Source organism: Chitinophaga eiseniae (assembly GCF_900167135.1).
Classification (GTDB): Bacteria; Bacteroidota; Bacteroidia; order Chitinophagales; family Chitinophagaceae; genus Chitinophaga; species Chitinophaga eiseniae.
This window is the reverse complement of record NZ_FUWZ01000003.1, coordinates 269,032-294,913: the sequence shown is the minus strand read 5'-3', so window position 1 is coordinate 294,913 and position 25,882 is coordinate 269,032. Positions and strand designations below refer to the sequence as shown.

Sequence of the window (25,882 nt, the reverse complement as noted above, 5' to 3'; positions counted from 1 at the left end):
GATCATGCAGCGGTATAGCCGTTCCCGTTAATTCCCTGAAATAGCAAAGTAATCCCGCCTGCGTTTGCTGATGTGCAGACGCGGCCATGTACCGCTTTGTTTTTCTGGTAACAGGTAACGACGGTAGTATACCGTCCTGCCAGCGTTAATTATTTGAATAATGGTCAAAATCCGTAAAGGTTAAACTCAGTAAATCGCAGTATATTTAAAGACCACAAAATCTAATTTATCGCTACCAGATGAAACTACGCAAGCTTTATTCGCTGGCATCCCTGTTACTGTGTGGGATAGCACAGTCAGGCCTGTCACAGAACACACCGGTTTCCCGGTATGACCATCACGAGGCATTTTCCCCTTTATTTTATCCGGCCAACGGAAATGAGTACAGGAGTGCGGGCGGGCAACCCGGACCTAAATACTGGCAAAATGCGGCTGACTACAAAATATCGGTCACCCTCGATACCCTGCAACACCGGGTATCCGGCACCGTATTGATCACTTATAAAAATAACAGCCCGGACCGTCTGCCGTTCCTCTGGCTACAGATGGACCAGAACGTGTACCGCAAAGATTCCCGCGGCACCGCCACGGTAGCCGCGACGGGCGACCGTTTTGCCAACCGCAGCTATTCCAACGGATTTGAGCTGAAGTCAGTCGAGGTGGTCAGCAACGGAAAAAGCAGCACGGCCAATTACCTGGTAGACGATACCCGCATGCAGGTGCGGCTGGCCGATGCCATGAAACCCGGCGGCAGCCTGCAGCTTAAGATAGACTACAGTTACACCATACCTGAATACGGTACCGACCGTACCGGCCGGCTGAACACCCGTCACGGATGGATATACGAAATTGCCCAGTGGTATCCGCGCATGGCGGTATATGACGATGTGCTGGGCTGGAATAATATCCCTTACCTGGGCGCTTCTGAATTTTACCTGGAATACGGCAACTTCGACTATACCATTACGGCGCCGGCCAATATGGTGGTAGTCGGTTCCGGCTCGCTGGTCAACGAAGCACAGGTGCTGAACGCCACCGAAGCAGCAAGGATAGCGAAAGCCCGCAACAGCGATGCCACCGTGATGATCCGCGACACCACCGAATTTCATAATAGCACCGTAAAAGGTACCCGCACCTGGCATTTTGTGTGTAAAGAATCCCGCGATGTGGCCTGGGCCGCTTCCGGCGCCTTTATCTGGGATGCCGCCCGTATGAACCTGCCCGGAGGTAAAACAGCCCTCGCGCAGTCGGTTTACCCGGCGGAATCATCCGCTCCCAACGCGTGGCGCCGCTCCACAGAATTCGTCAAGGGCAGCATCGAACATTATTCCCGCCAATGGTATCCCTACACTTATCCGGTAGCCACTAATGTGGCTGGCATCGTAGGCGGTATGGAATACCCCGGTATCGTTTTCTGCTCCTGGAAATCGTCTAAGGGCGGCCTCTGGGGCGTGACCAGCCACGAGTTCGGGCATAACTGGTTCCCCATGATCGTGGGGTCCAACGAACGTAAATATGCCTGGATGGATGAAGGCTTTAACACCTTTATCAATGGCATCGCCGCGGCTGAATTCAACAAAGGGGAATTCAACTCCCAACAGTCGGCACAGCGTGCAGCACCCATGATATTTGGCTCCAATGCAGAAGCCATCATGAACACGCCGGACGTGATCGGTCTGCGTTACAACGGTATCGCCGCCTATTATAAACCGGCCATGGGCCTGAAATTGCTGCGCGACCATATACTGGGCCCCGAACGTTTTGACTACGCTTTTAAAGAATATATTAAACGCTGGGCCTTCAGACATCCTACGCCGTGGGACTTTTTCCGATCTGTTGAAAACGCGGCAGGAGAGGACCTGGCGTGGTTCTGGCGCGGATGGTTCTTTAATACCTGGAAACTGGACCAGGCAGTTAAGAGCGTGAGCTATAAAGGCAACGACCCTGCGAAAGGTGCGATCATTACGCTGCAGAACCTGGAACAGCTGCCAATGCCGGTGGTACTGACTATCCGCGATGAAAGCGGTCGGCGAGATACTGTACGCCTGCCGGTGGAAATCTGGCAGCGTGGATCTACCTGGGCCTATCATCACCCGTCCACAGTAAAACTGGTCAGTGTTGTTATCGACCCGCAAGGCGAAATGCCGGACGTGAACCCGGCAAATAACAGCTGGAAAGCCGAAACCGGTAAACCAGTGCCGGCAGGAACAACGGCCACTACTGTTCTGAGCCGTTATATAGACGCTATCGGCGGCAAAGAAAAACTGAAAGGCGTCAGAGACCTGTCAGTGGAAGCACAGGGAGAGGCGCAGGGCACGGATGTGGAGCTTAAGCTGATCAATAAGATACCCGGCAAGGTTTGGCAGGCGGTAAATGTACCGGCTATCAACGGCGTGGTGCATAAACTGATCATCAACGGAGATTCGGTAAGGCTGTGGCAGATGGGCCGCCAGACACCACTGACAGCCCCCGAAAAAAGTATGCTGAAGGAAAGAAACCAGCTATTTCCCGAACTCGCTTTCCTGGAATCGCCTGATGCGGTAAAGATAGAGTTGGCGCCGCAGACTGAACAGGTCAATGACGAAGAAACGTATGTGCTGACCATCGCCACACCTAATGGCAGCCTGCTCAAAAACTACTATAGCAGCAAAACAGGGCTGAAAGTGCGCTCAGCCACCCTCAGCGGTCAGGAAGGATCTCCCGGTAACAATGCTGTAACGGACTATCTCGAGTACCGCGACGTCAGCGGCGTACAGATACCCTTCCGGTTCCGTACTACCGCCGGCGGCTTCGATACCAACGTGAAAGTAGTAAAGGCAGTGATCAATAGTAACGTCAGCGACGACGTATTTAAACAATAAACGGTCTGCTTACTGGATAAGATCCGGTAACGGACATAGGGGAACGCTGTTTTTTCCTTATGTTTGTTACCGGATTTTTTATTATAGTAACCCGATATGCAGGAAAACTATACCTACAGCCGCGGTTTCCGCATCTTTGTTTTTTGTTTGATGGCACCGTTCGCCGTGATTCCGCTGATGGCCCTCCTTGCTATCATTATCGAAGGTATTAAGTCTCCCATGGAGAGCTTTATAGCCTTTGTCAGCATTGTGCCCTGTACCATTTTAACACTTTACGGCATCAACGAAATGTTGTCAGTGGTGACATCGGATGGCGATGGTATACGCTACAAGTCTTTTCTGTATAAGCGTGAACTTTTGTGGGAAGAGATAAGGGGATATCGGTGGAAAGAAGGCACACTGATACTCATGCCGGCTTTCAAAGGTAAAAAGAAGGTCAGGGTGTCTGGTCAGCGCCATAATTACCACAAAATCGGGGACTGGATCATGGCGCGTTATCCTGATCTGAGCGATAAAGTTACAGATGCTGTCCGCCTGGCTGCATACCAGGCAGATCCTGATTATCCTCATAAAATAAGAATGGCTAAATATACAGCAAGAGGATTTAACTTCGCTGCCTTTGCATTGATGGTAGCCTGTTTTCCTTTTTCCCATTCTTTGCCCTTTACCACTGTGCTGTGCTGGGCGCCGTTATTGTTGATTGCCCTGCTGGCAGCCATACCTATGGCGTTGGAATATCACAAAGGGTGGCTCATTGTTTCTGAAAACAAAAGAGAGGGGACCTTGCCTGCCGTTTTGCTGACGGTATTGTTTGCAGCAGTGGGGCTTTTTTCCTTTGGTACTCCCTTTTACAACCTCCGGCTGCAAACGCTGTGGATAGGTGTTTTGGGAGCTGCTGTATTATTTACCTTACTGGTGATGTTCGCTTCGCGGCGCATGAAAATTACCATCGGCAACAAGATATGGGGCGTGGTCTGCTTTTTGATTTTCTTTATACCGGCGGCCTTCGGATCGATTGTCTATCTGAATACCTTCTTCGATCGCAGTACGCCACAGTTTTTTGAAACAACTGTTTCCCATAAATGGATCAGTAACGGAAGATCCGTTAGCCACTATCTGGTGGTAATGCCCTGGGGACCGGAAAAATCGGGGAGGTCAATTGCTGTCGGAAAAAGAAAATACGATGCGGCCGCGATCAATGATACGATAAGAATGGAGCTGCGCCAGGGCGCTTTAGGATTACCATGGTATCGGCCACTGATGCCGGCACATTATTGATGGCTGCTACCGTATAACAGCGCTTATCCATCTTTTTTTCTTATGTTTGCCGTCAGATTTTTATTGTATTAACCCTTTATGCAGCAAGAATATACCTACAGCCGCGGTTTTCGCATTTTTGTTTTTTGTTTGATATCCCCGTTTGCCCTGATACCATTATCAACAATTGGTGTAACTATTGTGGCGGGAGTTCAGTCGGGGCAAGATACCCTCTGGGGATTTATCAGCATGATTCCTTGTATTGCTGTAGTAATATACGTTATCAGCGAAATGTTGTCGGTAGTTTCGGTCGATGAAAAAGGCATCCGTTACCGGTCTCTTTTGTTCCGCCGCGAGATGCTGTGGCAGGAGGTAAGGGGCTACCGGTTGGCTGGGCGTTTGGAGCTTGTACCTGCGGCGGGCAATAAACGAAGATTCAAAGTCGCCGCCAGGCGGATGAACTATGATAACCTGGTGCGTTGGATCATGGCGCGTTATCCCGATCTTAGAAAAAAAACAAAGGAACAGATGTCGTCAACAGACATGTATCCGCAACATGAGCTGCGAATGGCCAAATACACCGCCTGGGTATTGAACGGTGCCGCTTTTGTATTAATGCTGGCGTGTATCTTTTTGGTGCGCCACCTGCCATGGCTGCCCTTTTTGTTGATAGCGATGTTACCTGTTACTGTTGCAGCACTGGAATACCATAAGGGCTTGCTGATTATCGCTGATGGACGGAAAATAGACACGCTGCCCCCTGTTTTAATGGTTTTCATCTTTTGCGCCATCGGCCTGTTCGTGGTGGCAGTACCTGTTTTTAGCCTGCGGCAGAAAGAGTTGCTGCAGGGCGCTTTGATCATCACCGGGGTGTTTACGTTGCTGGTCATTTTCGTTAACCGGCACTGGAAATTGGCCTTTTCAGGAAAATTATGGTCTGTCATTATGTTTGTCGTTTTTTTTACACCGGCATCCTACGATTCGCTTGTTTACATCAATACCTATTTTGATGATAGCCCGCCGGCATTGTTTGAAACAACCATCTACGACAAAAGGATCAGCAAACGGCGGACTACCAGCTATTATCTGATGGTAGAGCCTTGGGGACCGGTGAAATCTGCTGTGTCCATTCCGGTCAAAAAGAAGAAATATGAGGCAACAGCCGTCGGTGCTGTAATAAAGATGGAATTACATCGCGGAGCTTTGGGAGTTCCATGGTATACACCTGGGATATTGAAAAGAGAATAATCATCCGGGTAAGCCCAATACCCGCTGTAACCCCGCCACATTATCTCCCCAATAAAAATGCATATACCCTGCCAGTAAACGTGGTGTGTGAAACACCGTTCCCGGAATGATTTCCTGCCGCGCATTCAACACGCGTATAGCCGGTCCGGTTATATCCGGTACCTTTACATAATGAGAATAGTGAAATTCATGCCCTTTGAAAATGACATCGCCGATATGCACTTCGCGATAGCCGATGGTGAGCGCCGGGGACTGCATACTGGTGCTGACGGGCAACAGGCCTGCCATAGGCCAGGCATTTCCCGTTTCATCGACGATGCTTTCGCCGAGGTACATCATGCCGCCACATTCGGCCAGTATCCGTCCTTCGTACTGCCGTAGCTGTTGTAATAAGCCGGTGTTGGCAGCCAGTTGAGGGAGGTGCAGCTCCGGGTAGCCGCCCGGGAAATACAGCAGATCGGCTGGGGGCAGCACAGTATCTGTGAGCGGACTGAAATAATGAATAACCCCCAGCTGCGACAGAGCGGCAATATTTTCCCGGTAGGTAAAATTAAAAGCCTCATCTTTTGCGATCGCGATCCGTAACACGCCGGAGGAGGAGCCGGGTGCTTCGGCAGCCGGTGCTGGTACCGGAGTTTGTGTCTGTTGCTGCAGCTGTTCTATGTCGATATGGGCACTGAGATGATCGGCCGCGGCGTCGATAATAGCATTATAATCGGATTCTGCGGAAATATGCAGCCCCAGATGGCGGGAGGGAATCCGGATATCCGCCCGTTCGGGCAGGTAGCCCAATACCGGCACGCCGGCATCGGCGGCGGCTTCTTCCAGTATCCGATAGTGGGCAGGGGTATTCACAAAATTAAAAATAACGCCCGCCAGCGTGATGTCCGGAAAGAAATGTTTGTAGCCATATAACAGCGGGGCGGCGGAATAAGCCATGGCCTGTGCATCCACCACCAGTATCACCGGAACGCCCAGCAGGGCGGCCAGCGCGGCGCTACTGCCTTCCATTTTCCGGGCGCCGTCAAACAATCCCATCACTCCTTCGATAATACAGACGTCTGCCTGTTGGGTATACCGCTGGTACACCTCCGGCAGGTGCTGCGCCGTCATCATAAAGGCGTCGAGATTGACGCACTCCTGCCCGGCGGCCAGCGTATGGTGTTTCGGGTCCAGGTAGTCCGGACCACACTTGAAAGGCTGTACCCGCCGGCCGCTGCGCTGCAACGCCCGCAGCAAAGCGAGGGTGATGGTCGTTTTACCGGCGCCGCTGTGAGGCGCGGCGATGAGGAACTGTGGTTTCATGCCCGACAAAGATAAGTGTGTGAAAGTTAATATCTTCGTTGCCACTTGATGTTATGGACACGATGAAACAACTCCGGCCGGTCATGTTCGTCGGCACTGCTTCTGATGTAGGTAAAAGTGTGATCGCGGCAGGGTTCTGCCGCATATTCAAACAGGATGGTTACCACCCTGCGCCTTTTAAAGCACAGAACATGTCGCTCAACAGTTATGCTACGCCCGATGGCCTCGAGATAGGCCGTGCGCAGGCGGTGCAGGCGGAAGCGGCAGGAGTGCCCTGTCATACCGATATGAACCCCGTGCTGCTGAAGCCTACCAACGACCAGACTTCTCAGCTGGTGCTGCATGGCAGGCCCGCAGGGAATCAAACGGCATGGGAGTATTTTATGCAGGACGACAAACGGCAGCTGTTTGAGGAAGTGAAAGCCTCATTCGACCGCCTGTCGGCGCGCTACCACCCGGTGGTGATGGAAGGGGCCGGCAGTATCTCTGAACTGAACCTGCGGCAGCGGGACATCACCAATATGCGGATCGCATTGCATGCCGGCGCGGCGGTATACCTCATCGCGGACATCGACAGAGGCGGTGTCTTTGGCAGCGTATATGGCACCCTCGCATTGTTGCCACCGGAGGAAAAAGCGCTCGTCAAAGGGGTTATCATCAACAAATTCCGCGGCGATATCCGTCTCTTTGAAGATGGCCGCCGGCAACTGGAAACCATCACAGGTGTGCCTGTAACAGGGGTATTGCCCTATTATCACGATATTCATATCGAAGAAGAAGATTCGGTGGCCCTGTCCCTCAAACACAAAAACCGCACGGAAGGGCGGATCAATGTCGCCGTGGTGCTGCTCCGGCATATGTCAAATTTTACCGACTTTAACGTGCTGGAGAAAGATGACCGGGTCAACCTGTTTTATACCGATAATCCGGCAGAGATAACAGCCGCAGATATCGTGATTATTCCCGGCAGCAAGAACACGCTGGCCGACCTGGTGGCGATCAAAAACAACGGGACGGCCGGGGCTATCACAGAGGCGCATAAACGGGGTAAAGTGGTGATCGGTATTTGCGGGGGCTATCAGATGATGGGGACCTCCGTTGCAGATCCATACGGAGTGGAAGGAGAGCCGGGCAGCATGCCGGGACTGGGCATTCTCCCGGTATCGACGGTCCTTACCCGCGAAAAAGTAACGCGGCAGCGCCGGTTTACCTACCGGCAACAAACATCGGTGGGTGAAGGCTACGAAATACACATGGGCTTAACAGAATGTGAAACACCGTCACCCCTCACGATACTGGACGATGGTACACCGGATGGGTATCTGTTACACGACAAGTGCTGGGGTACTTACCTGCACGGCATCCTGGACAATACCGCCGTACTCGGTGACCTGCTGTCGGCCTGTGGAAAACAGGTAAGTGCAGCAGAGAGCTTCGATTACAAGGCCTTCCGGTCAGCCCAATACGATAAACTGGCCGCTCATATCCGGCAACACCTGGACATGGACGCGGTCTATAACGCTATTCGCTTATGATACAAGGACACGGAGATGACGCTTATCTGTTTGACCGCCCTATTGTGGCTGACTTCAGCTCTAACGTATACTATGGCGGCATGCAGGAAAAACTGGTGCAACATATTGCCGGCCATATCCGCGATGCCGGCCACTATCCGGACCCGGAAGGGGGCAGGCTGCAACAGCAGATTGAGCAGCGTACAGAACTGACGCCGGGCATGGTGATGGTCACCAACGGTGGCACAGAAGCCATCTACCTGGTGGCCCAGGCCTTTCGGGGCGCCTCCACCACGGTAGTAGTGCCCACGTTCGCCGAATACGCCGATGCCTGTAAACTCCACGGGCACGAGGTGAGTTATTTTTTCCGGGAGAAGCTGGAGCCGGATACCCGGTTTATCACCGACCTGGTTTTTATCTGTAACCCCAATAATCCCACGGCACAGGCAATGAACGAAGAAGCGTTGTTACAACTAATACAGTTCAACAACCGCAGCACTTTTATCATTGACGAAGCCTATATAGAATTTACCCGTAATGCCGACAGCCTGTTGCCACACCTTCACCGGTTACATAACGTGCTGGTCCTGCGCTCGCTCACGAAGTCCTGCTGTATCCCCGGTCTGCGGCTGGGTTACCTGGCAGGCCAGAAAGCGCTGCTCGATAAGGTGCGGGCTTTCCGTATGCCCTGGTCGGTCAACAGCCTGGCGCTGGAAGCCGGGCATTATATCATGGACCATCCGGCGGCGTTTGAGGTGCCGGTGGATGCGCTGTTGGGAGATACTTACCAGCTATGGGAAGGTGTGCGGAAAATGCCGGAGTTCAGGGTGCATCCTACGCATACCCACTATTTTCTGTTTGAAACGCTGACAGGGACCGCTGCGGCGCTGAAATTGTGGCTGGTCAACAACTACGGCATCCTGATCCGGGACGCGTCCAATTTCTACGGACTGGAACAGGGGCACTGCCGGATTACCTGCCGCAACCAGGAAGACAATACGTTACTGTTAACAGCACTGCGTAAATGGACCCTTTCGTAAAATTCGTGTTGCCGTTATGGTTAGGTTATCTGCTGGACCTGTTGCTGGGCGATCCCAGGAGCTGGCCGCATCCTGTAAAATACTACGGGAGGCTGATTGCGTTCTTCACCCGTCAGCTTAACCATGGAAAAGGACGGCTATGGAAAGGAGCGCTGATGACGGTTGGCTTATGCATTGCCGTCTTTTCCTTTTTTTATATCGTACAGCGCTGGCTGGAACCATGGCCATGGGTGCAGCTGCTGTTTACATCGGTGATGGTGTTTTTTGCGCTGGCCAATAAAAGCCTGTTGCAGGAAGGGGGTGAAGTATTTGACGCCCTGCGGCGGCAGGGCCTGGAAGCAGGGCGTAGGCGCCTTTCCTGGATCGTAGGACGTGATACTGCTGCATTGTCCCCCGCACAGGTACGGACCGCCGTGATGGAGTCGATGTCTGAAAACCTCAGCGATGGCGTCATTGCCCCGCTGTTTTATTATGCGCTGCTGGGAGTGCCGGGCATGATGTTGTACAAGATGATCAACACCCTCGATTCCATGATCGGCTATAAGAACGTACAGTACCTGTACTTCGGCAGGGTGGCCGCCCGGCTGGACGACGTCGCAAACTTTGTTCCGGCAAGACTGACCGCTTTGCTGATGGTCATTGTGACGGGTAGCGGCCGTGCGGTGCGGTATGTGCTGCGTTTTGGCCGCGCACATGCCAGTCCCAACGCCGGTTATCCGGAGGCGGCGCTGGCGGGCATACTTGACTGCCGTTTTGGTGGGCCTAATACCTACCAGGGCCGTGTGGTGATGAAGCCCTACATTGGCGAACAGCCCCGGGATATTGCACATACCGACTTCCGGAAGGTCCGGTATGTCAACCATGCAGCTACACTGCTGATGGTGTTGATGATTGGCTTAATAGCTTTGTTTATTACTTAATGCCGATATGGAGAAAATAAGCATTTTGAGTTGTGGCTGGCTGGGCAAGCCGCTCGCACTGGAGCTGCAACGCAGGGGGTATGCTGTAAAAGGCGCCCGTACATCTGCCGGAGGCGTAGAAGAACTGAAAGCAGCGGGGATAGATGGTTATGTAGTAGTATTAAACGACGTTCTGCCGGAGGCGCCAGAGGCGTTCTGGGATACCGATGTGCTGATCGTCAATGTGCCGCCCCGCAACAGGGAGCGGGGCGTGCAGGCGCATATCAGGGAGATCAGCGCACTGCGGCAAAAGCTGGAATCCACCGCCATCAGGAAGGTGCTCTTTGTGAGTTCCACATCGGTGTATGCCGATGTCAACGGGGAAGTAACGGAAACGGATATGGCCCTGCCGGAAGCGCCTAATGGCGCCGCGCTGCGGGAGGTGGAGCAACTGCTGCTGCAATCCCCCGTTTTTCGCACAACGGTGCTCCGTTTCGGGGGACTGATCGGGTATGACCGTGTACCTACGGCAGAAATATTAGAATCCCAACGCCGCAATAACGACGTGCCGATGAACGTCATTCACCGGGATGATTGTATTGCCATTATTGGCCGGTTGATAGCGGAAAATATCTGGGGCGAAGTCTTTAACGCCTGCGCTACCGGTCATCCGTACCGCTACGAATATTACAGCGCTGCAGCCCGGGCGTTTGGGCTGTCACTGCCGGAGAAACAGACGACTGCCGCACTGCCCTTTAAGACGGTGAACTCCGATAAACTGAAACAACGGCTCGGCTATACGTTTATCTACGATGATCCGTTGAGGATATTCGATATACCGGCAACGGGAAAACGCTTGCCATAACATGGCGCCGTTGATCAGGAAAATATTTTACCTCGGCGTGATCGCTGTATTTCCGCTGTTCATGACGGCCTTGATGACGTTTCGTTTTTTGGGTCCCCTTCCCTTGCTGGATAACTGGTGGACCGGAGCTACGCTGATCTGGAGTACCTTCTTTTATGCCATGATCAGTCCTCTTTTTTACAAAAAGTATCCCTTCTTTTTTCGTTGTTTGATTTGGGTAGGTGTCCTGTCTTTTTTGTTGGGGTTGTCCGCTATAGGGTATTATTATGGATGTGTGCCGTCGGGTGAAATATTGATGTGTAAAGCGTTTTGATAGGTTTGTTATCAACCTGATCGGATTTCTGTCATTTGATGGTTGGTATAAAAAGATGCTTTAATTTAGCGAAACAATAATCATTTTTTGATCATGGAATTACAGCTGATTTTAACCAAACTGGATGTCCTGGATGAAAAATTCGATCGCAGGTTCAATGCAATGGAAACGCGGATCGGCTCACTGGAGAACCATATGTGCTCACTGGAGGTGCGCATAGGCTCACTGGAGAACCATATGGGTTCACTGGAGGTGCGTATGTGCTCACTGGAGAACCATATGTGCTCACTGGAAAACCGCATGGGAACAATGGAGCTCCGTATGAATTCACTGGAGAAGAAGGTGAGTTCGCTGGAGGCCAAAGTAGACATGCGCTTTAGTGTGGTGGATCTTCGTTTTGAGGCGCTGGACAGTGTATTGGGTATCATCCGGGAAGACATCGGGAAAATTGCGGAATGGGTACCTTTCCGCACGCCGCCGTTAGCACCGGTAAGGCGCGGTTAACAAGCTGTTAGCGTTGTCCACATTGTTACATAGAATCAATCGGGCCTGCTGCTTTTCGCAGTGGGCTTTTTTATTTGCCGTTTGTCCCTGCCGCTTGTTTTTTTGTCAGGTAAAAAGATTAAATTGTATAGCTGTCTGATGCCAACGGCAGCCATTTCTCTGATTTACCTAAACATCTAAACCTAACGTAGCCGTGAACCTGCTATTCATAGGCATTGTCGCCTTGTCCCTATGGTTGCTGTACATCCAGTACAAAAGCAATACCCGCAAAAGAAGCCGTATGCTGACCCCGGTGCGGCCAGCCAGCATCCTGAAAATAAACAGTTATACCTCTTTCGGCATTATGGCCACTGTACAGTTTAAAGACGACGGCTGTCCGCAGCCGGGAGACCGCATCCAGCGGGAGGAGGGAAGCCTCTACAAGATTACCGGCGTTTTACCGGAAAATAATGCTGAACAAGAAACGGGGCAGTTGAAGCCTCTTCCCAAAAGAATATGGGACTGCCGTCTGGAAAAACTGTGATGATATAGTTACAGTTCAAAGGCGGTAAGATACTTATCTACATACGCCTCTTTTGTCTTGCTCTTATACTGCATCACAAACCTGGGGTGCTCCAGCGGGACTATCTTTTCGAAGAACTGTTCTTTTTTGTTCAGGGCTTCGAAGAAAGCGGCGTTTTTACCGGTGCCCATCACATAACACACAGCGGTGTCGATGTTCCAGGTAAGCTGGGTGCGGAGGCTTTCTATGATGAAAGGGGTGACTGCTTTCGTCAGCGCGGGGCTGTCGTAATAGTTGTAGTTGACCTCTTTGCCGCCGGGTTGCAGTTGGGTGAAACCGAGCGGGCATATGGAGCTGATGTAGAACTGATGGTAGAACTTTTTTACGCCGCCATAGGCGTCTATCACGTCGTAGACAAAGACCGACGAGGGCTCATGGCTTTTAAATCCCTGTATGCTGATGCCGCATTTTTCGGCCATACGCTTGGTGTCAGTAAAGGGCACGCCGGTAGCGCCAGAACCCAGGCGGCCGGGATTAATGCCCAGGATCATCCGGCGGCGCGAATGATCGTCGTAATACTTCTTATAAAACTGCTCCATGATCCCGTTGATCTCCGGGTTTTCACGGAACGGGTTCATAATGCGGATACCGTCGGGCAGACGGCCGCTGAATACAAGATTTTTATTAAAATCGATAATCTGGTCTGCAAATGTCATTCGCTCAAGATATAACAGAAACCGCGAATATCCTGAAGTTTATACCAGCAGGCCGTGCGCACTGATTTTCTCGAGGATGTCCTCTTCGCGGTAAGGCTTCATGATGTAGTCATTCAGACCACTGTTCATGTAGCTGGCCACATCATCGTCCAGTATATTACCGGTGATGGCGATGATAGTAACGCCGGCCTTCTTCTTGTCCGGCAGCTGTCGTATCTGTTGCGTCAGCGCGATACCGTCCATACCGGGAAGATCGATGTCTGTCAGGACCATATCGAAAGATTCGCGTGAGTAGATCGTCAGCGCCTCTTCGGCAGAACCGGTGATGACATGTGAGATCCCAAGCCTGTCCAGCAGCAGGGCCAGCAGTTTTTGGTTCAGCACACTGTCTTCCACTACCAGCAGTCTGATGTGCGAAGGCGTGGATGGGGTGTCAGGGGATTCGGTATTGTTGTTCACGGGCATGGTAATTTTAATGGTACCGGGTGTTTGTACAACAGCGGGATACCTTATTTCAAAATAGAACGTAGTGCCTTTTCCGGGAGTACTCTTCACTTCTATTTTCCCATCATGGAGGTCGATGATTTTTTTGGCGATATACAGCCCAAGGCCGCTGCCTTTGGCGATACCGTTGCTGCCCTGTGTGAACGCGTCGAACAGGGTAGGGAGAACGTCTGCCGGGATACCGCTGCCGGTATCTTTGACAGACACCTGTAACAGCTCCCCGTCACGCAGATAGGCCGTAACGGTAACTTCCCCCTTGCTGGTGTATTTGATGGCGTTGGCGATCAGGTTGATCAGCACCTGTTTCAGCCGGAACACATCTCCATATACCATTTGCGTGGTGGGAAAGTAAATACACGGCTGTAACCGGAGCGATTTGATATTGGCCTGTACCTGTAAACTTCTGCAGACTTCTTCGATAGCGGTACGGGGTGAAAACTTCTCCTGCTTCAGTGAAGGTTTGCCACTCTCCATCTGCGTGTAGTCCAGTACGTTATTCACCACTGACAGCAGCATCTCTGCAGAATTGCGGATGGCGGCGGACGTTTCCCCGGGCTGTTCCCGTTCCAGCTGGTTGGTGTAACCCAGCAGCGAGTGTATCGGCGTCCGTATTTCATGGCTCATGGTGGAGGCAAACTCACTTTTCTGCCGCGCGAATTTCTCGGCCTGCTGCTTGGAACGAAGCAGGGCGAGGTCGTATCTGTATAACCGGATGATACCGTAAATGATGATGCCCGTCAATAATAACAATAAGGGGATTTCCCAATAGGTGTGCCTGTCCATGGTGTACAGCGAGTTGCCGATGTTCCGGCTCAACAGGGACCGTTTCTTGTCCGTTTCTGCGACCATGTTTTTCCGCAGGTTGGCCAGCACCTGCTGAAGGGCATTGAACAACCGCTGATTGGCCATGACCAGCGCATATTCTTTGCGGTTTAAGTTGGCATGACTCTGTGCCGCCTGCCGCATGAACTGCTGATAGCGCTGCTGCATCCGCTTCAGGTCTGCCGAAGAGATCACAGTGCCCTGGCTGTCGCCGCCGGCATCCCTTTTGATGACCTTTATTTCCTGGTTGGTCTGCACCGCCGCCTTGTTGGATATGGCGTCCTTAATACGGCCCAGGAGTTTCTTTTTAGGTTTTACGGTGGATGACGAGGAGGTGATAATGGTATCTATCTGCTCCCGCTGGGGCAGTTTTATCTTTTTCAGTTCCTGTATCACGACCGGTGTGGCGGCGGTATCCCATTGCTGTGACAGTTGTAGCAGGGAGTCCACGTATAGCCGGGTATGGAGAAACATCTGTGTCTTCTCTTCCTTGTCGGACAACAGCTCCTGTACCTGTTTCTGTTTGGAGGCAGCGCCGATGGCGGTATCGATATGAGAGCTCACTGCTTCAAGGGAGGCTACGTAAGAGTGGAGATAAGCCGGATCGTAGGTAAGGGTGTAAAAACGGAAGTCGTTGTCGGCCGCGTATAACAATTGCACGGCCTGATCAATATGCCCGGCGTCAGTTTTGGTGGCCACAAGGTCCCTCACGCCCGCACTCAGCTGATCGGCCGCCCGCTTACGCAGAAAAATAATCATAAAGAAAGTAACCAATATGATTACCATCAGGATGACGACTGCGAACCGGAAAAAACTTTTTCTTTCGTGGGCGTTGTACATTATTGCATGGATTGGTAGTTGGCACGAAAGAGTCAATGTCGCTCCCCGGCACCGTGAAATTAACTCATTTTCCGTATTGCTGGTAATAGCCACTTATAACGAATATGTTGATGGGTATGTGTTTTTAAATAATTGATATATGCATTAGGAGAATGTATATATTATTCATTTTTTAAATTCTATATTCAAGTAAATGTTATTTAAAGGTAATTTGTACATTGCCGTTCTATTCTAATCAACAACACTTTCGAGGACGATATGAAGTACTATCTCTGGATTACAGCGCTGATATGCTCCGGCATACTGACTGCTTCCGCTCAGTTCCCCGCACCAGATCCCGGCTACCGCCTGCTGAATGCAAAAAACATTATCGTCAACAGGAATTTTTACCTGTTTACCCTGCTGGAGCAACTGCCGGAAGTCAACGGCCTCCTGGCGAAAGACGCTACCCAGCAACAATGGAACAACATCTTCCGCAAGAAACTGCAGTCGTCCCGCACGCCGGAAAGCCTCCGGTTTGATGATGCTACCATCGCCCGGCTCAGCACCCACTGGACACAAATGCTGCAACAGCACCCCCGGGAAATGGGCCTCCTCCTGCAACATATGCGCCGCTCCGGCTTTTTCCAGCTATATGCCGCCGACCCCGACAGTACGCTGCTGACGAAGGCCTGGCAGGATGCCGCCCATGGCGTGAACTATATCCTCAATGCCTATACGACCAATAAAGGACTACGATACCCTAAAATAGATTCGGCTGCTTTCTACGTGGAAAGTCCGGCTTACAAAGACTCACTGACGCAGCTGTTGCGCACCGTGGTCCGTAAAAAAACACGTGCCTCGCTGTTTTTTCAACCGTCGCTGGAAGTGGCCACCGGACTGCTGGTACTTAACAAACACGATGAGTGCGCCCGGTACATGCCACTGGAAGAGACTAACGCCGGCGCCTATGCGAAGGTGAAATCGGTCAGCTGGGACAAATACACCTACTCCGCATTGCTCATACCCGGCGCCGGCCCGGGTAACAACGACCCTATCAGCGACGCCGGCAAAAACCGCTGCCGCATCGGGGCGGAGATGTACCACAAAGGAAGCGCGCCTTTTATCATCGTTTCCGGCGGACATGTGCATCCGTTCGGGACACCTTATGCGGAAGCCGTGGAGATGAAGAAATATATGGTCAATGAACTGAAAGTTCCGGCAGACGCTATCATCGTGGAGCCCCATGCCCGGCATACCACCACCAATGTGCGCAATGCTGTCCGCATTGCCTGGAAAAGCGGCATGCCCCTGCAGAAGCGGATGTTATGCGTATCGGATGCACTGCAACTCTATTATGTCAGCAGCCCGGTGTTCAGCAAACGCTGTGAAGAGGAACTGAACTATCAACCGGCAGCGGAGATTCAGCAGGCTGACCTGTATTATCTCTCTTTTGTGCCCGACCTGAAATCACTGCAGGCTAATTCCATGGACCCGCTCGATCCCTGATCGCGGCATACAATGTGCAGCATGATGAATCGTCTTCCTTTTTGTTCATAAAACATATAACATGTACACTATCCTCGGCGCCGGTGGCGTCATCGCTAATGAACTGGCAAAAGAACTGGTGAAAAACGGAAAACAGGTACGCCTGGTGAGCCGCTCTCCACAGGCTGTTGCCGGTATCACCGACCTGGTGGCCGCCGATATCACGGACGCTGCCCAAACACGCCGCGCCGTGGCCGGCGCCACAGTGGTCTTCCTTACTGCCGGACTGAAATATGACCATAAAGTATGGGGCGCCCTGTGGCCCCGCATTATGACCAACGTCATCGAAGCCTGCAAAGCGGAAGGCGCTAAACTGATCTTCTTCGATAACGTATACCCCTACGGGTTAGTCAACGGACCGATGAAAGAGTCTGAGTCCTATCACCCCGTCAGCAAAAAAGGAAAGATCCGTGCCGCCATTGCTACCCAGCTGATGGACGAGGTAAAAGCCGGCCGCCTTACCGCCACCATCGCAAGGGCGGCTGATTTCTATGGCCCCGGCGCCGATAAGACCGGCTTCCTCAACCTGCTGATCATCGATAAATTCCGGAAAAACAGTTCCGCCATGTGGCTCGGGAAAGATAATGTCACCCACAGCTATACGTTTACCCCCGACGCCGGCAGAGGACTTTACCTGCTCTCGCAGGATGAATCCTCTTTCAACCAGGTATGGCACCTGCCCACCAGCAATCCGGCTCCCGACGGGAAAGGGTATATGGCGCTCATTGCAGCACAGATGGGCGTGAAGCCGAAGTATATGAAGCTGAACGGCTTCCTGATCGGCGTTTCCGGTTTGTTCGACACCACCATCCGGGAACTGGGAGAGATGTTGTATCAAAACAACTACCCCTATATTTTCGATTCTTCCAAATTCGAAAAACACTTTAATATGAAACCCACTTCCTATGAAGAAGGAGTGAAGCTCACCCTGGAACAGCAATAGTCTACAAAAATTGTAGGAAATAAATTTGGCAGTTTGAATTTGTGTCCTATCTTTGCAGCAGTTCTTTCAATCGCTTATCAAGAAAGGAGGAGGGAAATGGCCCGACGATACCTTAGCAACCTTCATCATGGCACTGATGAAAGGTGCTGCATCCATCCCGGCGAAGCCGGGAAAGATAAGTATCTACATTTGATTATTATTTTATTTAGATATTTTATTATTGGAATGCAGCGAAGATGATCCATCTCGCTGCATTTTTATTTTAAATAATTCAATAACCAGATACCCAAATTTCTTGGTGGGCGCTGCATAAGAACTTGTTTATTCATTTTTCATCAAATTAAAAAACAAGTAAAGATGAGCACCATCACATCACTGATCCATTCTATTCCCGTAGATCCGCAAACAGGCGCTATCGCTGTTCCCATCTACCAGACATCCACTTTTGTACAGGATGCTCCCGGCGTTAACAAAGGATACGATTATGCCAGGTCCAACAACCCCACCCGGGAAACAGCAGAAAAAATCATTGCCGGCCTTGAAGGCGGAGCGGCTGCTTCTGCGTTTGCCAGTGGGCTGGCGGCCATAGACGCAGTCATCAAACTGCTGAAAGCCGGGGATGAAATTGTAGCCGTAGACGACATCTATGGCGGCGCTTTCCGCCTCTTTCATAAAGTATATGAGAAATTCGGTATTAAAGTACACTATGTGGACACCTCCGATACGCAGGCGGTGTTCCAGGCGATTACGCCCAATACCCGCCTGATATGGCTGGAAACACCCACCAACCCTACGCTGAAGATCTCGGATATTGCGGCCATCAGCCGCATCGCCAAAGCGAGCAACTGTCTGCTTTGTGTGGATAATACCTTCGCTTCACCCGTACTGCAGCAACCGTTGGCCCTGGGGGCAGACCTGGTGATCCACAGCGCTACGAAATATCTCGGTGGCCACAGTGACCTGATTGCCGGTGTGGTGGTTTCCAAAACACCGCAACTGGGAGAGGAAATTAAATTTTACCAGAACGCCTGTGGCGCCATCCTGTCGCCATTCGACAGCTTTCTGCTGATACGCGGCATCGAAACCCTGCACCTGCGCATCCGTCAGCATGTGGCTACGGCACAGGTCCTGGCGGAATACCTGGAACAGCATCCGGCGGTCGACAAAGTGTTTTATCCCGGCCTGCCGTCCCACCCCGGCCATGCATTGGCCAAACAGCAAAGCAAAGGTTTTGGCGGTATCATTTCTTTTACCCTGAAAGAAGACAACGCCGAAGCCGCCACGGCTTTCGTTACCCATACCCGTTACTTTAAACTCGCGGAAAGCCTGGGCGGTATCAAAAGTCTCCTCAGTCATCCCGCTACCATGACCCATAAATCTATTCCGGCGGAAAAAAGAAAAGCTGCCGGTGTGAGCGACAGCCTGATACGTTTATCGGTGGGTCTTGAAGAAGCGAACGACCTGCTCGCCGATCTGGAGCAGGCCTTTAAACACTTACCGCAGGCCGCTTTGGCAGAAACCGGGTTACCAGCATAGCAGCTACGTTGTCTCCCGTCGCGTTTAAGATGGTGGCCAGCGGGTCTACCAGCGTGCCGATGACCATCAGCGGCGGGAGCGCCTCCGGCGGAAAGCCATATACCGACATCACCAGTAATTCACCGATATATCCGCCATTGGGAATACCGCCCTCCACAATGCTGACGATGACGGTAATGCCCAGTGCCATGACGATCACATTGACACTGTCGAACCCCTTGCCGAACATTGCGAAAACCACTGCCATCTTGATGATGGAACTGATACTGGAACCATCTTTATGCAGCGTGGCGCCCAACGGCACTACCACATTGCCCACAGACGCAGGTACGCCCATCTTGTGTACCGCTTCAAGGTTGGCCGGGATCGTGGCAATACTGCTGCCGGTGCCCACCGCGGTGAGGGTAGGAATGATATTGTTTTTCCAGAAGGTCCTGATTCCTTTGAAACCGCCGGCCACAAAAGCATAGAAGCTGAAGCCGACCAGGAAATAAATAGTGCCGAAACCATAATAGATACCCAATGAATGAGCATAGGTGCCAAACAGCTGAGGCCCTACAGTGCCCACCTGGTAGGCAAAATAGGCGCCCAGTCCCAGTGGCGCGGCCTTCATGAGTAATGTCAGCAGGTCTTTCATTACCTCGTTGCCTGAATGCAGGAAACGCCGGAAAGAGGCGCCCCGCTCACCCGCCCGCATAGCGGCCATACCAATCAACACGGAAAAAATAATAAACGGCAGCATGTTCTTACGGGAAAGCAATTCGTAAAACTCACTGACGGTCAGCAGCCGGGTAAGCTGGTCCCCAAAAGTACCGGTACTGCCGGGTTCAGCAATCGGCGCCAGTACCACTTTCTGATGAATAGGAAATATCCATACTGCCACAATGGTGAGGAAAGCGGCGATCAGCAGCGTACTCAGAAATATGAGCGACATTACGCCCAATACCCTGCCCAGCCGGTGCGACGCGTCGATATGCGCAATAGCGGAGGCAATGGCAAAAAATACCAATGGTATCACAGCCGTGAACAAGAGATTCAGGAAAATATCGCCAATAGGTTTGATGATCCCTACACGGGGACCCAATAGCAGCCCGGCGATGGAACCAGCCATAATGCCGCCTAACAGCCAGAATATACCACGGTAATTTTTGAGGACTTCCATACAAGGAAATTTATTATCCCCGAAAGCTAGTACATTTCATTCATATTATTTAAATATGAATTTCAGCATTTTGTCACAACGTTGGCGCCTATACGTGTAACCTTTTCCCTCTTTTGATTGTTACACTATCAAACCAACATCGTCCATATGAAATGTTTGTTACTGGGTTTATTATTACCGTTGTGTTTTCTGGCGCAGAAGAAATACTATACCATCGGAGAGGTCCTGAAATATGCGCGACAGCTGACGACTGATAGCGTAACGGTAAAGATCCGCGGCTATATCACTGATAAGGTCGGTAAGTCCACTTATCTGCTGGAAGACCGTACGGCGGAGATAAGGGTGGACATCGCCGATAAGTTCCTGCCGGAAAAGCCTTTCAGCGACAGGGAGGAGGTAATTGTGGAGGCACTGGTGCAATATGGAATAAACAGGCCGGTCACCTTGACGGCTAACCGGCCTGTAACGCATGATTAGATAGATGCTGATTACAATATTTTAAATACGAAGCCGTAGATGCTCTTGATACTGGCAGCGATCACGATAAGCGATACGGCCATCATAATGGTTTTGGCAGATATTTTATTGGACACCCTGGCCGCGATAGGAGATGCTATCGCGCTGCCGATCACCAGTCCGAGTACCGCATCCCAATGAACATGCGACAGGGCTGCCACAAAAGTGAGAGAGCTGAGCATGGCGATAAAAAAACGGGTAGCCTTCACCGTGCCCAGGGAAAAGCGCGGATGCCGGCCGCCGGCAATCAGGGAGGAGAGCACAATGGAGCCCCATCCGCCACCGCCGATGGCGTCGATAAAGCCGCCGCCAAAGCCCAGCAGCCCGATACGTTTTATTTTCTTTCCGGTCTTATGCGCACGCTGCGCCTGGATGGCCCTTTTGAGGATCACTGAGCCCAGGATCAATGTGTACAGCGATACCACCGGTTTGGTATACATCGAATAATGCTCCAGGGAGGAGAGGAGGTAGGCCCCGATCACCGCACCGGTAATACCGGGGATGATCAGGATTTTAAACAGCTTTTTGTTGACATTGCCCATTTTGAAGTGCATCCATCCGGCAATGCCGTTGCTCAGGATCTCCGATATATGCACCGCCGTGCTGGCCGAGGCGGGCGGGATACCCATACTGAGGGAGAAAGTGGTGGAGGTGATGCCATAAGACATGCCGATAGCCCCGTCTATCATGGCAAACAGGAAGCCTGCTGCCAGAAAATAATAAAAAGTGGACGGTACGTCTTCTACATGTAGCCTGAACTCCGGTACAAAATACCACACAAGTGCCAGCGTGACCGCCAGTACCAGGATGCCCGTTAACCAGTAAATCCATCGCTGCTTTTTAACCGCGGCGGCGGTATTGCCGCCTGTCACCGCCCCGCCAACCAGCAAGGGCTTCAATGCCGCTTCTTCCGCAGACACTGTGGTGACCAGTGAAGTTGTTTCTTTCTCCATTTAAAAATAATATGCCAGCCAAATTCTCCACAAAATACATAAACTCTATGAGATTAGTAGACTATATGGGAAATTTTTTTTCTTGCAAAGCACGGAGTTCTCGCAAAGCACGGAGTTCTCGCAAAGCACGCAAAGGAGCAAAGAGCGCAAAGATCATATAAGCGAGCAGAGAAAGCAAAGGAGCGGAGATCAAATTTGATCTCTTTTTGATCCCTGTTGATCTCCCCTTTGATCTCCCCCTTTGATCTCCGCTCCTTCGCTTTCTTATCTAATCTTAAAAAATCTTTGCGCTCTTTGCTCCTTTGCGTGCTTTGCGTGAACTCCGCGAGAAGAAAAACAGACGCATAAAGATTGATTTACCTATATTTGGGGTTGCGAACCAATTACCACATTCATGCTTTTGCAGGTTTTTCTGACTTGTTTTTTAGTTTTATTAAATGGATTTTTTGTAGCGGCGGAATTTGCCATCGTGAAAGTACGTTCTTCACAGATCAACAGCAAAGGCGGCCTGAACAGGGCCACAACGGCGGCCAAACACATCCTCAGCAATCTTGACGGCTATCTGGCGGCCACACAGCTGGGTATTACCCTCGCCTCCCTCGGCCTCGGCTGGGTGGGAGAGTCCGTGGTAACCACCCTGATACTCCGCCTGATGGACACGCTCCATATCCGCATGGCGGAAAGCACGGCGCACAATATTGCCGTTCCGGTCGCTTTTCTCACCATCACCATCCTGCATATCGTTTTCGGTGAACTGGCCCCCAAATCGATGGCCATCCGGAAACCGTTGCCCACCACGCTGACGGTAGCGCTGCCGCTACGGTTCTTTTTCGTGATTTTCCGCCCGTTTATCTGGCTGCTGAACGGCCTGGCCAACAGTATCCTCCGGCTGATCGGCCTGGCGCCGGCAGGAGAGTCGGAAATCCACTCTGAAGAGGAACTGAAACTCATCATCTCGGAAAGCCAGGAGGGGGGCGCCATCGAAGAAACCGAACGCGAACTGATCCAGAACGTGTTCGAATTCGACGACAGCCGTGTAAAAGAAATCCTTACCCACCGGAAAGACATCTCTGCGCTCGATATCACCAAACCCTTCCAGGAACTGATTGACCAGGTGATCAAAGACGGCTACTCCCGTTACCCGGTATACAGCAACACCCTCGATGAACTGAAAGGTGTTATCTATACAAAAGACCTTGTTAAAGGCGTCCTTGAAAAAACGCTGACCAACATACAGGATATTCTCAAACCCTGCTTCTACGTGCCGGACAGCATGAAGATCAAAGACCTGCTCCGTACTTTCCAGAGCCAGCGCCTGCAAATGGCGGTCGTCACCAACGAATTCGGCGATACGGAAGGTATCGTCACCATGGAAGACATCCTGGAAGAACTGGTAGGCGATATCCAGGACGAACATGACCAGGAAACGCCCATCGTAGAGAAAAAAGACGAAAACACCTACCTCGTGGACGCCCACGAATACATTGCCGATATTAACGAGCTACTGCCGGTACCGCTGCCGGAAAGTGAACATTATGAAACGCTCTCCGGTTTAATCAACTACATTCACGGCAACATCCCGAAAGAAGGAGAGGTATTGATAATGGAAGATTACGAGGTGTTGATTCTCAAGATGTTCCGTAGTTCAGTTGAAAAAGCGCGTTTGAAGTTGATCCGATAAAAAGATTGCCATATGGAAAAGAAAATCCTGCACGTCATTGAAGGCCGGGAAAAACACATCACCGAAACCGAAGTCGTAAGGCAACCATTGCCTTCCATGCAGTTCCGCTTTGCCAGCCCTTTTATCGTGCTGCACCATATGCCCGCAAAATATTATGAACCGGGCGCTCCGGCAGAACGGCTGCACCCGCATCCGCACCGCGGATTTGCACCGGTCACCTTCATGCTGCAGGGACAAGGTTATCACCGCGATAACGCAGGCAACGCCATGACAGTGACCGCCGGCGACGTGCAGTGGATGTTCGCCGGTAAAGGCATCCTCCACAGCGAAGGTCCTTCTGAAGACTTTCTGCGCAAAGGCGGCCACTACGAACTGCTGCAGCTATGGTTCAACGTGCCCGCTGCCCGCAAAGGAGACGATCCCTACTATCAATATGTAAAAGGCGCAGACATGCCGCCCGTGGCGCAGGCCGACGGAGTGCAGCTGTCGCTTGTCAGCGGTAACTACGAAGGTAAAACCGGCCCGCTGCAGAACTTCACCCCCATCATCGCTGTATGGGGCACTATCAACGCAGGGAAATCAGTCACCCTCAATGCCACGCCAGGCTACTGGGCACTGCTGTATGTGGTGGACGGGCAGCTGACGGTCAACGGTACGGCTGTCAACGGTTACCACCTCGTGATCTTCGATAAGGAAGACGCCGCAGCAGACATACAGCTCTCCTGCAGCGAAACGGCCCGCATTCTTTACCTCTGCGCGGAACCGATCAATGAGCCGGTGGCGGCAAAAGACAACTTCGTCATGAACACCGCCACAGAAGTGGACCAGGCGATCGCTGACTATAAAAATGGGCTCTTCGGCACCCTGGAAGCGTAATTAACGTACAGCCATTCTCGTTACAGAATAATACAGTAACTTTAACAGTATGATCCCATGGACGGAAATACTGTTAAGGCTTTCGCTTGCCGCTGTTTTTGGCGGTATGATAGGGCTGGAGCGGGAACGGAAAGACTGGGCCGCCGGTTTACGTACCCATATGATGGTGTGCGTAGGCGCCGCCCTCACTATGATGGTGTCTGCCTATGGTTTTGAAGATATTCTCGGCAGGCCCAACGTAGTACTGGACCCCTCCAGGGTGGCTGCGCAGGTCATCAGCGGCATCGGCTTCATCGGCGCAGGTACCATCCTCTTTCTGAAAGAGGGCGTTATCAGAGGCCTCACCACAGCCGCGGGCCTGTGGACAGTGGCGGCCATCGGACTGGCCACCGGCGGCGGGATGTACTTCGCGGCACTGATCGCCACCATGATCGCTCTTGTTATCCTCTGGGCATTACAACCCATCGAAAAAAGATTCCTCTCCCGCTTTGAACATAAAAGTATCCGCATCGTCACCTTCGAAAGAAGCAAATCAGCAGAACTGATCGACAAACTTTTCCATAACAGCACACTCACCATCACCGGCTGCAATATCGAACAGACAGATACGCTCTTTCTGCTGAGTATTCGTTTCAAAAACCTGGATAAAACCACCTTTGCCTCCCTGGTAGCAGATATTCAGGCTGACAACGGTGTGAAGGAAATTTCCTGGAGCGCATAAAAAAGCCCTGACATTGTCAGGGCAGAAATTACGTCACATGATCGAGTCCTTTTTGTAGGCACTATCGCGCTGATGTTTTTTCATGTCTTTCTTCATCTCTTTCATCTCTTTCTTTTCTTTCTTCGCTTTTCGCGCAGGACTGATGGTATCCCTCATCTTAGGAGGAAGGGTGTCCTGCCGGAGCTCCTGGTACCCGGCCTGTGTCACCAGCTCATCCTGATTCATGGGATTAGCCTGTACGGTGTGGTCAGCGTTGCCCTGGAACAGAAAGAATACAAACAATACGATCATGAGTCCGATTGTAGCAGGAAGGTTCTTCATAAAATCTGTTTTTTTGTCAGAAAACAGATGACCAATATCATGCTGAAATTTATCTTTTCCAGATCAATGATGATAAGCCATTGAGAATGACCTGTTGTGGCAAGCAAACCCAAACATCGCCACAGGTACTGATCCGGCCCACAGTGTGGATTTTGACCGTCATTCAGGGGAACCGGCGAGACAACGGCGGAGCTGTAAAACCGCTGTCAGTAGTAAATGCGCTACTAAGGCACTGCATTTGTGACGCTTCCTGTATTACTCACCTCAAAATACTGGTTTATGAAAAGAACAAGAAGTGAAAATACCCATCAGAGCAAGCAGATGCCTGTGAGCAACATGCCTAAACCTGAAATCCGTGATAACCTCGACAGCCGTAAAAATGAAGAGCAGGATTTCAAAGGTTCAGATACTACGCATAATCGAAAGGAACACAAATCGGTCAAACACAAAAAATAA

Annotated in this window: 23 protein-coding genes and 1 riboswitch; of the genes, 17 read left to right on the top strand and 6 right to left on the bottom strand. The window is 51.4% G+C overall.

All coding sequences use genetic code 11. The annotated features are described in order from the left end of the window. The first annotated feature begins 239 nt into the window (after positions 1–239). The 3 genes from B5D63_RS20185 (at position 240) to B5D63_RS20175 (ending at position 5,366) form a co-directional block, all read left to right on the top strand. Positions 240–2,861, top strand: a complete 2,622-nt coding sequence (locus tag B5D63_RS20185) for a M1 family metallopeptidase (RefSeq protein WP_159456087.1) — start codon at positions 240–242, stop codon at positions 2,859–2,861. 96 nt (positions 2,862–2,957) lie between these two features. Then, positions 2,958–4,139: a hypothetical protein gene (locus tag B5D63_RS20180; protein ID WP_078670654.1), complete on the top strand. Its 1,182-nt coding sequence runs from the start codon at positions 2,958–2,960 to the stop codon at positions 4,137–4,139. A gap of 78 nt (positions 4,140–4,217) precedes the next feature. Further along, complete coding sequence (locus B5D63_RS20175; RefSeq protein ID WP_143313010.1) at positions 4,218–5,366, top strand: PH domain-containing protein; 1,149 nt, start codon at positions 4,218–4,220, stop codon at positions 5,364–5,366. Here B5D63_RS20175 and B5D63_RS20170 read toward each other — a convergent pair whose 3' ends face one another. Continuing rightward, positions 5,367–6,671, bottom strand: a complete 1,305-nt coding sequence (locus B5D63_RS20170) for a cobyrinic acid a,c-diamide synthase CobB (RefSeq protein WP_078670652.1) — start codon at positions 6,669–6,671, stop codon at positions 5,367–5,369. It lies immediately after the preceding gene. A gap of 53 nt (positions 6,672–6,724) precedes the next feature. On the opposite strand from B5D63_RS20170, the gene B5D63_RS20165 reads away from it, so the two are divergent. The 6 genes from B5D63_RS20165 (at position 6,725) to B5D63_RS20135 (ending at position 12,329) form a co-directional block, all read left to right on the top strand. Continuing rightward, complete coding sequence (locus B5D63_RS20165; protein ID WP_078670651.1) at positions 6,725–8,206, top strand: cobyric acid synthase; 1,482 nt, start codon at positions 6,725–6,727, stop codon at positions 8,204–8,206. Then, a complete protein-coding gene (locus B5D63_RS20160; RefSeq protein WP_078670650.1) occupies positions 8,203–9,225 on the top strand; it encodes a pyridoxal phosphate-dependent aminotransferase in 1,023 nt (340 codons plus the stop codon). The genes B5D63_RS20165 and B5D63_RS20160 overlap by 4 nt, the downstream gene beginning before the upstream one ends. Continuing rightward, complete coding sequence (cbiB, locus tag B5D63_RS20155; RefSeq protein WP_078670649.1) at positions 9,210–10,145, top strand: adenosylcobinamide-phosphate synthase CbiB; 936 nt, start codon at positions 9,210–9,212, stop codon at positions 10,143–10,145. The genes B5D63_RS20160 and cbiB overlap by 16 nt, the downstream gene beginning before the upstream one ends. Positions 10,146–10,152: 7 nt before the next feature. After that, positions 10,153–10,989, top strand: coding sequence for a Rossmann-fold NAD(P)-binding domain-containing protein (locus tag B5D63_RS20150; protein ID WP_078670648.1), 837 nt, complete (start codon positions 10,153–10,155; stop codon positions 10,987–10,989). Positions 10,990–11,395: 406 nt separating this feature from the next. Further along, positions 11,396–11,806 carry a hypothetical protein gene (locus B5D63_RS20140; protein WP_143313009.1) on the top strand — a complete coding sequence of 137 codons (411 nt, stop codon included), beginning with the start codon at positions 11,396–11,398 and terminating at the stop codon, positions 11,804–11,806. A gap of 193 nt (positions 11,807–11,999) precedes the next feature. Then, positions 12,000–12,329 (top strand): hypothetical protein, encoded by a 330-nt coding sequence (locus B5D63_RS20135; RefSeq protein WP_078670645.1) that lies wholly within the window; start codon positions 12,000–12,002, stop codon positions 12,327–12,329. An 8-nt stretch (positions 12,330–12,337) separates the two neighbouring features. Here B5D63_RS20135 and B5D63_RS20130 read toward each other — a convergent pair whose 3' ends face one another. Both B5D63_RS20130 and B5D63_RS20125 read right to left on the bottom strand, forming a co-directional pair. Further along, positions 12,338–13,024 carry a uracil-DNA glycosylase family protein gene (locus tag B5D63_RS20130; RefSeq protein WP_078670644.1) on the bottom strand — a complete coding sequence of 229 codons (687 nt, stop codon included), beginning with the start codon at positions 13,022–13,024 and terminating at the stop codon, positions 12,338–12,340. A gap of 39 nt (positions 13,025–13,063) precedes the next feature. After that, positions 13,064–15,190, bottom strand: a complete 2,127-nt coding sequence (locus B5D63_RS20125; protein ID WP_078670643.1) for an ATP-binding protein — start codon at positions 15,188–15,190, stop codon at positions 13,064–13,066. Positions 15,191–15,448: 258 nt separating this feature from the next. Here B5D63_RS20125 and B5D63_RS20120 point away from each other — a divergent pair, with 258 nt between their 5' ends. The 3 genes from B5D63_RS20120 (at position 15,449) to B5D63_RS20110 (ending at position 19,196) form a co-directional block, all read left to right on the top strand. Further along, positions 15,449–16,678, top strand: coding sequence for a YdcF family protein (locus B5D63_RS20120; RefSeq protein ID WP_078670642.1), 1,230 nt, complete (start codon positions 15,449–15,451; stop codon positions 16,676–16,678). A 61-nt stretch (positions 16,679–16,739) separates the two neighbouring features. Next, positions 16,740–17,660, top strand: a complete 921-nt coding sequence (locus B5D63_RS20115) for an NAD-dependent epimerase/dehydratase family protein (RefSeq protein ID WP_078670641.1) — start codon at positions 16,740–16,742, stop codon at positions 17,658–17,660. A gap of 71 nt (positions 17,661–17,731) precedes the next feature. Next, positions 17,732–17,842, top strand: a riboswitch (SAM riboswitch). 175 nt (positions 17,843–18,017) lie between these two features. Continuing rightward, on the top strand, positions 18,018–19,196 hold the full coding sequence (locus B5D63_RS20110) for a trans-sulfuration enzyme family protein (RefSeq protein ID WP_078670640.1): 1,179 nt from the start codon (positions 18,018–18,020) through the stop codon (positions 19,194–19,196). Here B5D63_RS20110 and B5D63_RS20105 read toward each other — a convergent pair. Next, positions 19,147–20,358 carry a dicarboxylate/amino acid:cation symporter gene (locus tag B5D63_RS20105; protein WP_078670639.1) on the bottom strand — a complete coding sequence of 404 codons (1,212 nt, stop codon included), beginning with the start codon at positions 20,356–20,358 and terminating at the stop codon, positions 19,147–19,149. The two genes, B5D63_RS20110 and B5D63_RS20105, sit on opposite strands and share 50 nt — an antisense overlap. 147 nt (positions 20,359–20,505) lie before the next feature. On the opposite strand from B5D63_RS20105, the gene B5D63_RS20100 reads away from it, so the two are divergent. Next, entirely contained in the window at positions 20,506–20,835 is a 330-nt protein-coding gene (locus B5D63_RS20100) for a NirD/YgiW/YdeI family stress tolerance protein (protein WP_078670638.1), read from the top strand. Between the two features lie 11 nt (positions 20,836–20,846). On the opposite strand, the gene B5D63_RS20095 is transcribed toward B5D63_RS20100, so the two are convergent. Then, the gene (locus B5D63_RS20095; protein WP_078670637.1) at positions 20,847–21,827 is read right to left on the bottom strand and encodes a sulfite exporter TauE/SafE family protein; all 981 of its coding nucleotides are present in this window, start codon (positions 21,825–21,827) and stop codon (positions 20,847–20,849) included. A 394-nt stretch (positions 21,828–22,221) separates the two neighbouring features. On the opposite strand from B5D63_RS20095, the gene B5D63_RS20090 reads away from it, so the two are divergent. From B5D63_RS20090 to B5D63_RS20080, 3 genes are read left to right on the top strand one after another with little or no spacing between them, the layout of a single operon-like run. Continuing rightward, complete coding sequence (locus B5D63_RS20090) at positions 22,222–23,508, top strand: hemolysin family protein (RefSeq protein WP_078670636.1); 1,287 nt, start codon at positions 22,222–22,224, stop codon at positions 23,506–23,508. A 12-nt stretch (positions 23,509–23,520) separates the two neighbouring features. Further along, positions 23,521–24,384 carry a pirin family protein gene (locus B5D63_RS20085; protein ID WP_078670635.1) on the top strand — a complete coding sequence of 288 codons (864 nt, stop codon included), beginning with the start codon at positions 23,521–23,523 and terminating at the stop codon, positions 24,382–24,384. Between the two features lie 49 nt (positions 24,385–24,433). Then, positions 24,434–25,105: an MgtC/SapB family protein gene (locus tag B5D63_RS20080; RefSeq protein ID WP_078670634.1), complete on the top strand. Its 672-nt coding sequence runs from the start codon at positions 24,434–24,436 to the stop codon at positions 25,103–25,105. A 33-nt stretch (positions 25,106–25,138) separates the two neighbouring features. On the opposite strand, the gene B5D63_RS20075 is transcribed toward B5D63_RS20080, so the two are convergent. Next, positions 25,139–25,426, bottom strand: coding sequence for a hypothetical protein (locus B5D63_RS20075; RefSeq protein ID WP_078670633.1), 288 nt, complete (start codon positions 25,424–25,426; stop codon positions 25,139–25,141). Between the two features lie 279 nt (positions 25,427–25,705). Between B5D63_RS20075 and B5D63_RS35080 the strand changes: the two genes are divergently transcribed. Continuing rightward, complete coding sequence (locus B5D63_RS35080; RefSeq protein WP_159456086.1) at positions 25,706–25,882, top strand: hypothetical protein; 177 nt, start codon at positions 25,706–25,708, stop codon at positions 25,880–25,882.

Excerpts from the sequence above, each read along its gene's own strand:
- B5D63_RS20125 (WP_078670643.1), bottom strand. The coding sequence starts at position 15,190 with ATGTACAACGCCCACGAAAGAAAAAGTTTTTTCCGGTTCGCAGTCGTC.
- B5D63_RS20100 (WP_078670638.1), top strand. The coding sequence starts at position 20,506 with ATGAAATGTTTGTTACTGGGTTTATTATTACCGTTGTGTTTTCTGGCG.
- B5D63_RS20085 (WP_078670635.1), top strand. The coding sequence starts at position 23,521 with ATGGAAAAGAAAATCCTGCACGTCATTGAAGGCCGGGAAAAACACATC.
- B5D63_RS20095 (WP_078670637.1), bottom strand. The coding sequence starts at position 21,827 with ATGGAGAAAGAAACAACTTCACTGGTCACCACAGTGTCTGCGGAAGAA.
- B5D63_RS20175 (WP_143313010.1), top strand. The coding sequence starts at position 4,218 with ATGCAGCAAGAATATACCTACAGCCGCGGTTTTCGCATTTTTGTTTTT.
- B5D63_RS20075 (WP_078670633.1), bottom strand. The coding sequence starts at position 25,426 with ATGAAGAACCTTCCTGCTACAATCGGACTCATGATCGTATTGTTTGTA.
- B5D63_RS20165 (WP_078670651.1), top strand. The coding sequence starts at position 6,725 with ATGGACACGATGAAACAACTCCGGCCGGTCATGTTCGTCGGCACTGCT.
- B5D63_RS20110 (WP_078670640.1), top strand. The coding sequence starts at position 18,018 with ATGAGCACCATCACATCACTGATCCATTCTATTCCCGTAGATCCGCAA.
- B5D63_RS20185 (WP_159456087.1), top strand. The coding sequence starts at position 240 with ATGAAACTACGCAAGCTTTATTCGCTGGCATCCCTGTTACTGTGTGGG.
- B5D63_RS20150 (WP_078670648.1), top strand. The coding sequence starts at position 10,153 with ATGGAGAAAATAAGCATTTTGAGTTGTGGCTGGCTGGGCAAGCCGCTC.
- cbiB (WP_078670649.1), top strand. The coding sequence starts at position 9,210 with ATGGACCCTTTCGTAAAATTCGTGTTGCCGTTATGGTTAGGTTATCTG.
- B5D63_RS20130 (WP_078670644.1), bottom strand. The coding sequence starts at position 13,024 with ATGACATTTGCAGACCAGATTATCGATTTTAATAAAAATCTTGTATTC.
- B5D63_RS20170 (WP_078670652.1), bottom strand. The coding sequence starts at position 6,671 with ATGAAACCACAGTTCCTCATCGCCGCGCCTCACAGCGGCGCCGGTAAA.
- B5D63_RS20080 (WP_078670634.1), top strand. The coding sequence starts at position 24,434 with ATGATCCCATGGACGGAAATACTGTTAAGGCTTTCGCTTGCCGCTGTT.
- B5D63_RS20160 (WP_078670650.1), top strand. The coding sequence starts at position 8,203 with ATGATACAAGGACACGGAGATGACGCTTATCTGTTTGACCGCCCTATT.
- B5D63_RS20090 (WP_078670636.1), top strand. The coding sequence starts at position 22,222 with ATGCTTTTGCAGGTTTTTCTGACTTGTTTTTTAGTTTTATTAAATGGA.
- B5D63_RS20115 (WP_078670641.1), top strand. The coding sequence starts at position 16,740 with ATGTACACTATCCTCGGCGCCGGTGGCGTCATCGCTAATGAACTGGCA.
- B5D63_RS20140 (WP_143313009.1), top strand. The coding sequence starts at position 11,396 with ATGGAATTACAGCTGATTTTAACCAAACTGGATGTCCTGGATGAAAAA.
- B5D63_RS20180 (WP_078670654.1), top strand. The coding sequence starts at position 2,958 with ATGCAGGAAAACTATACCTACAGCCGCGGTTTCCGCATCTTTGTTTTT.
- B5D63_RS35080 (WP_159456086.1), top strand. The coding sequence starts at position 25,706 with ATGAAAAGAACAAGAAGTGAAAATACCCATCAGAGCAAGCAGATGCCT.
- B5D63_RS20105 (WP_078670639.1), bottom strand. The coding sequence starts at position 20,358 with ATGGAAGTCCTCAAAAATTACCGTGGTATATTCTGGCTGTTAGGCGGC.
- B5D63_RS20120 (WP_078670642.1), top strand. The coding sequence starts at position 15,449 with ATGAAGTACTATCTCTGGATTACAGCGCTGATATGCTCCGGCATACTG.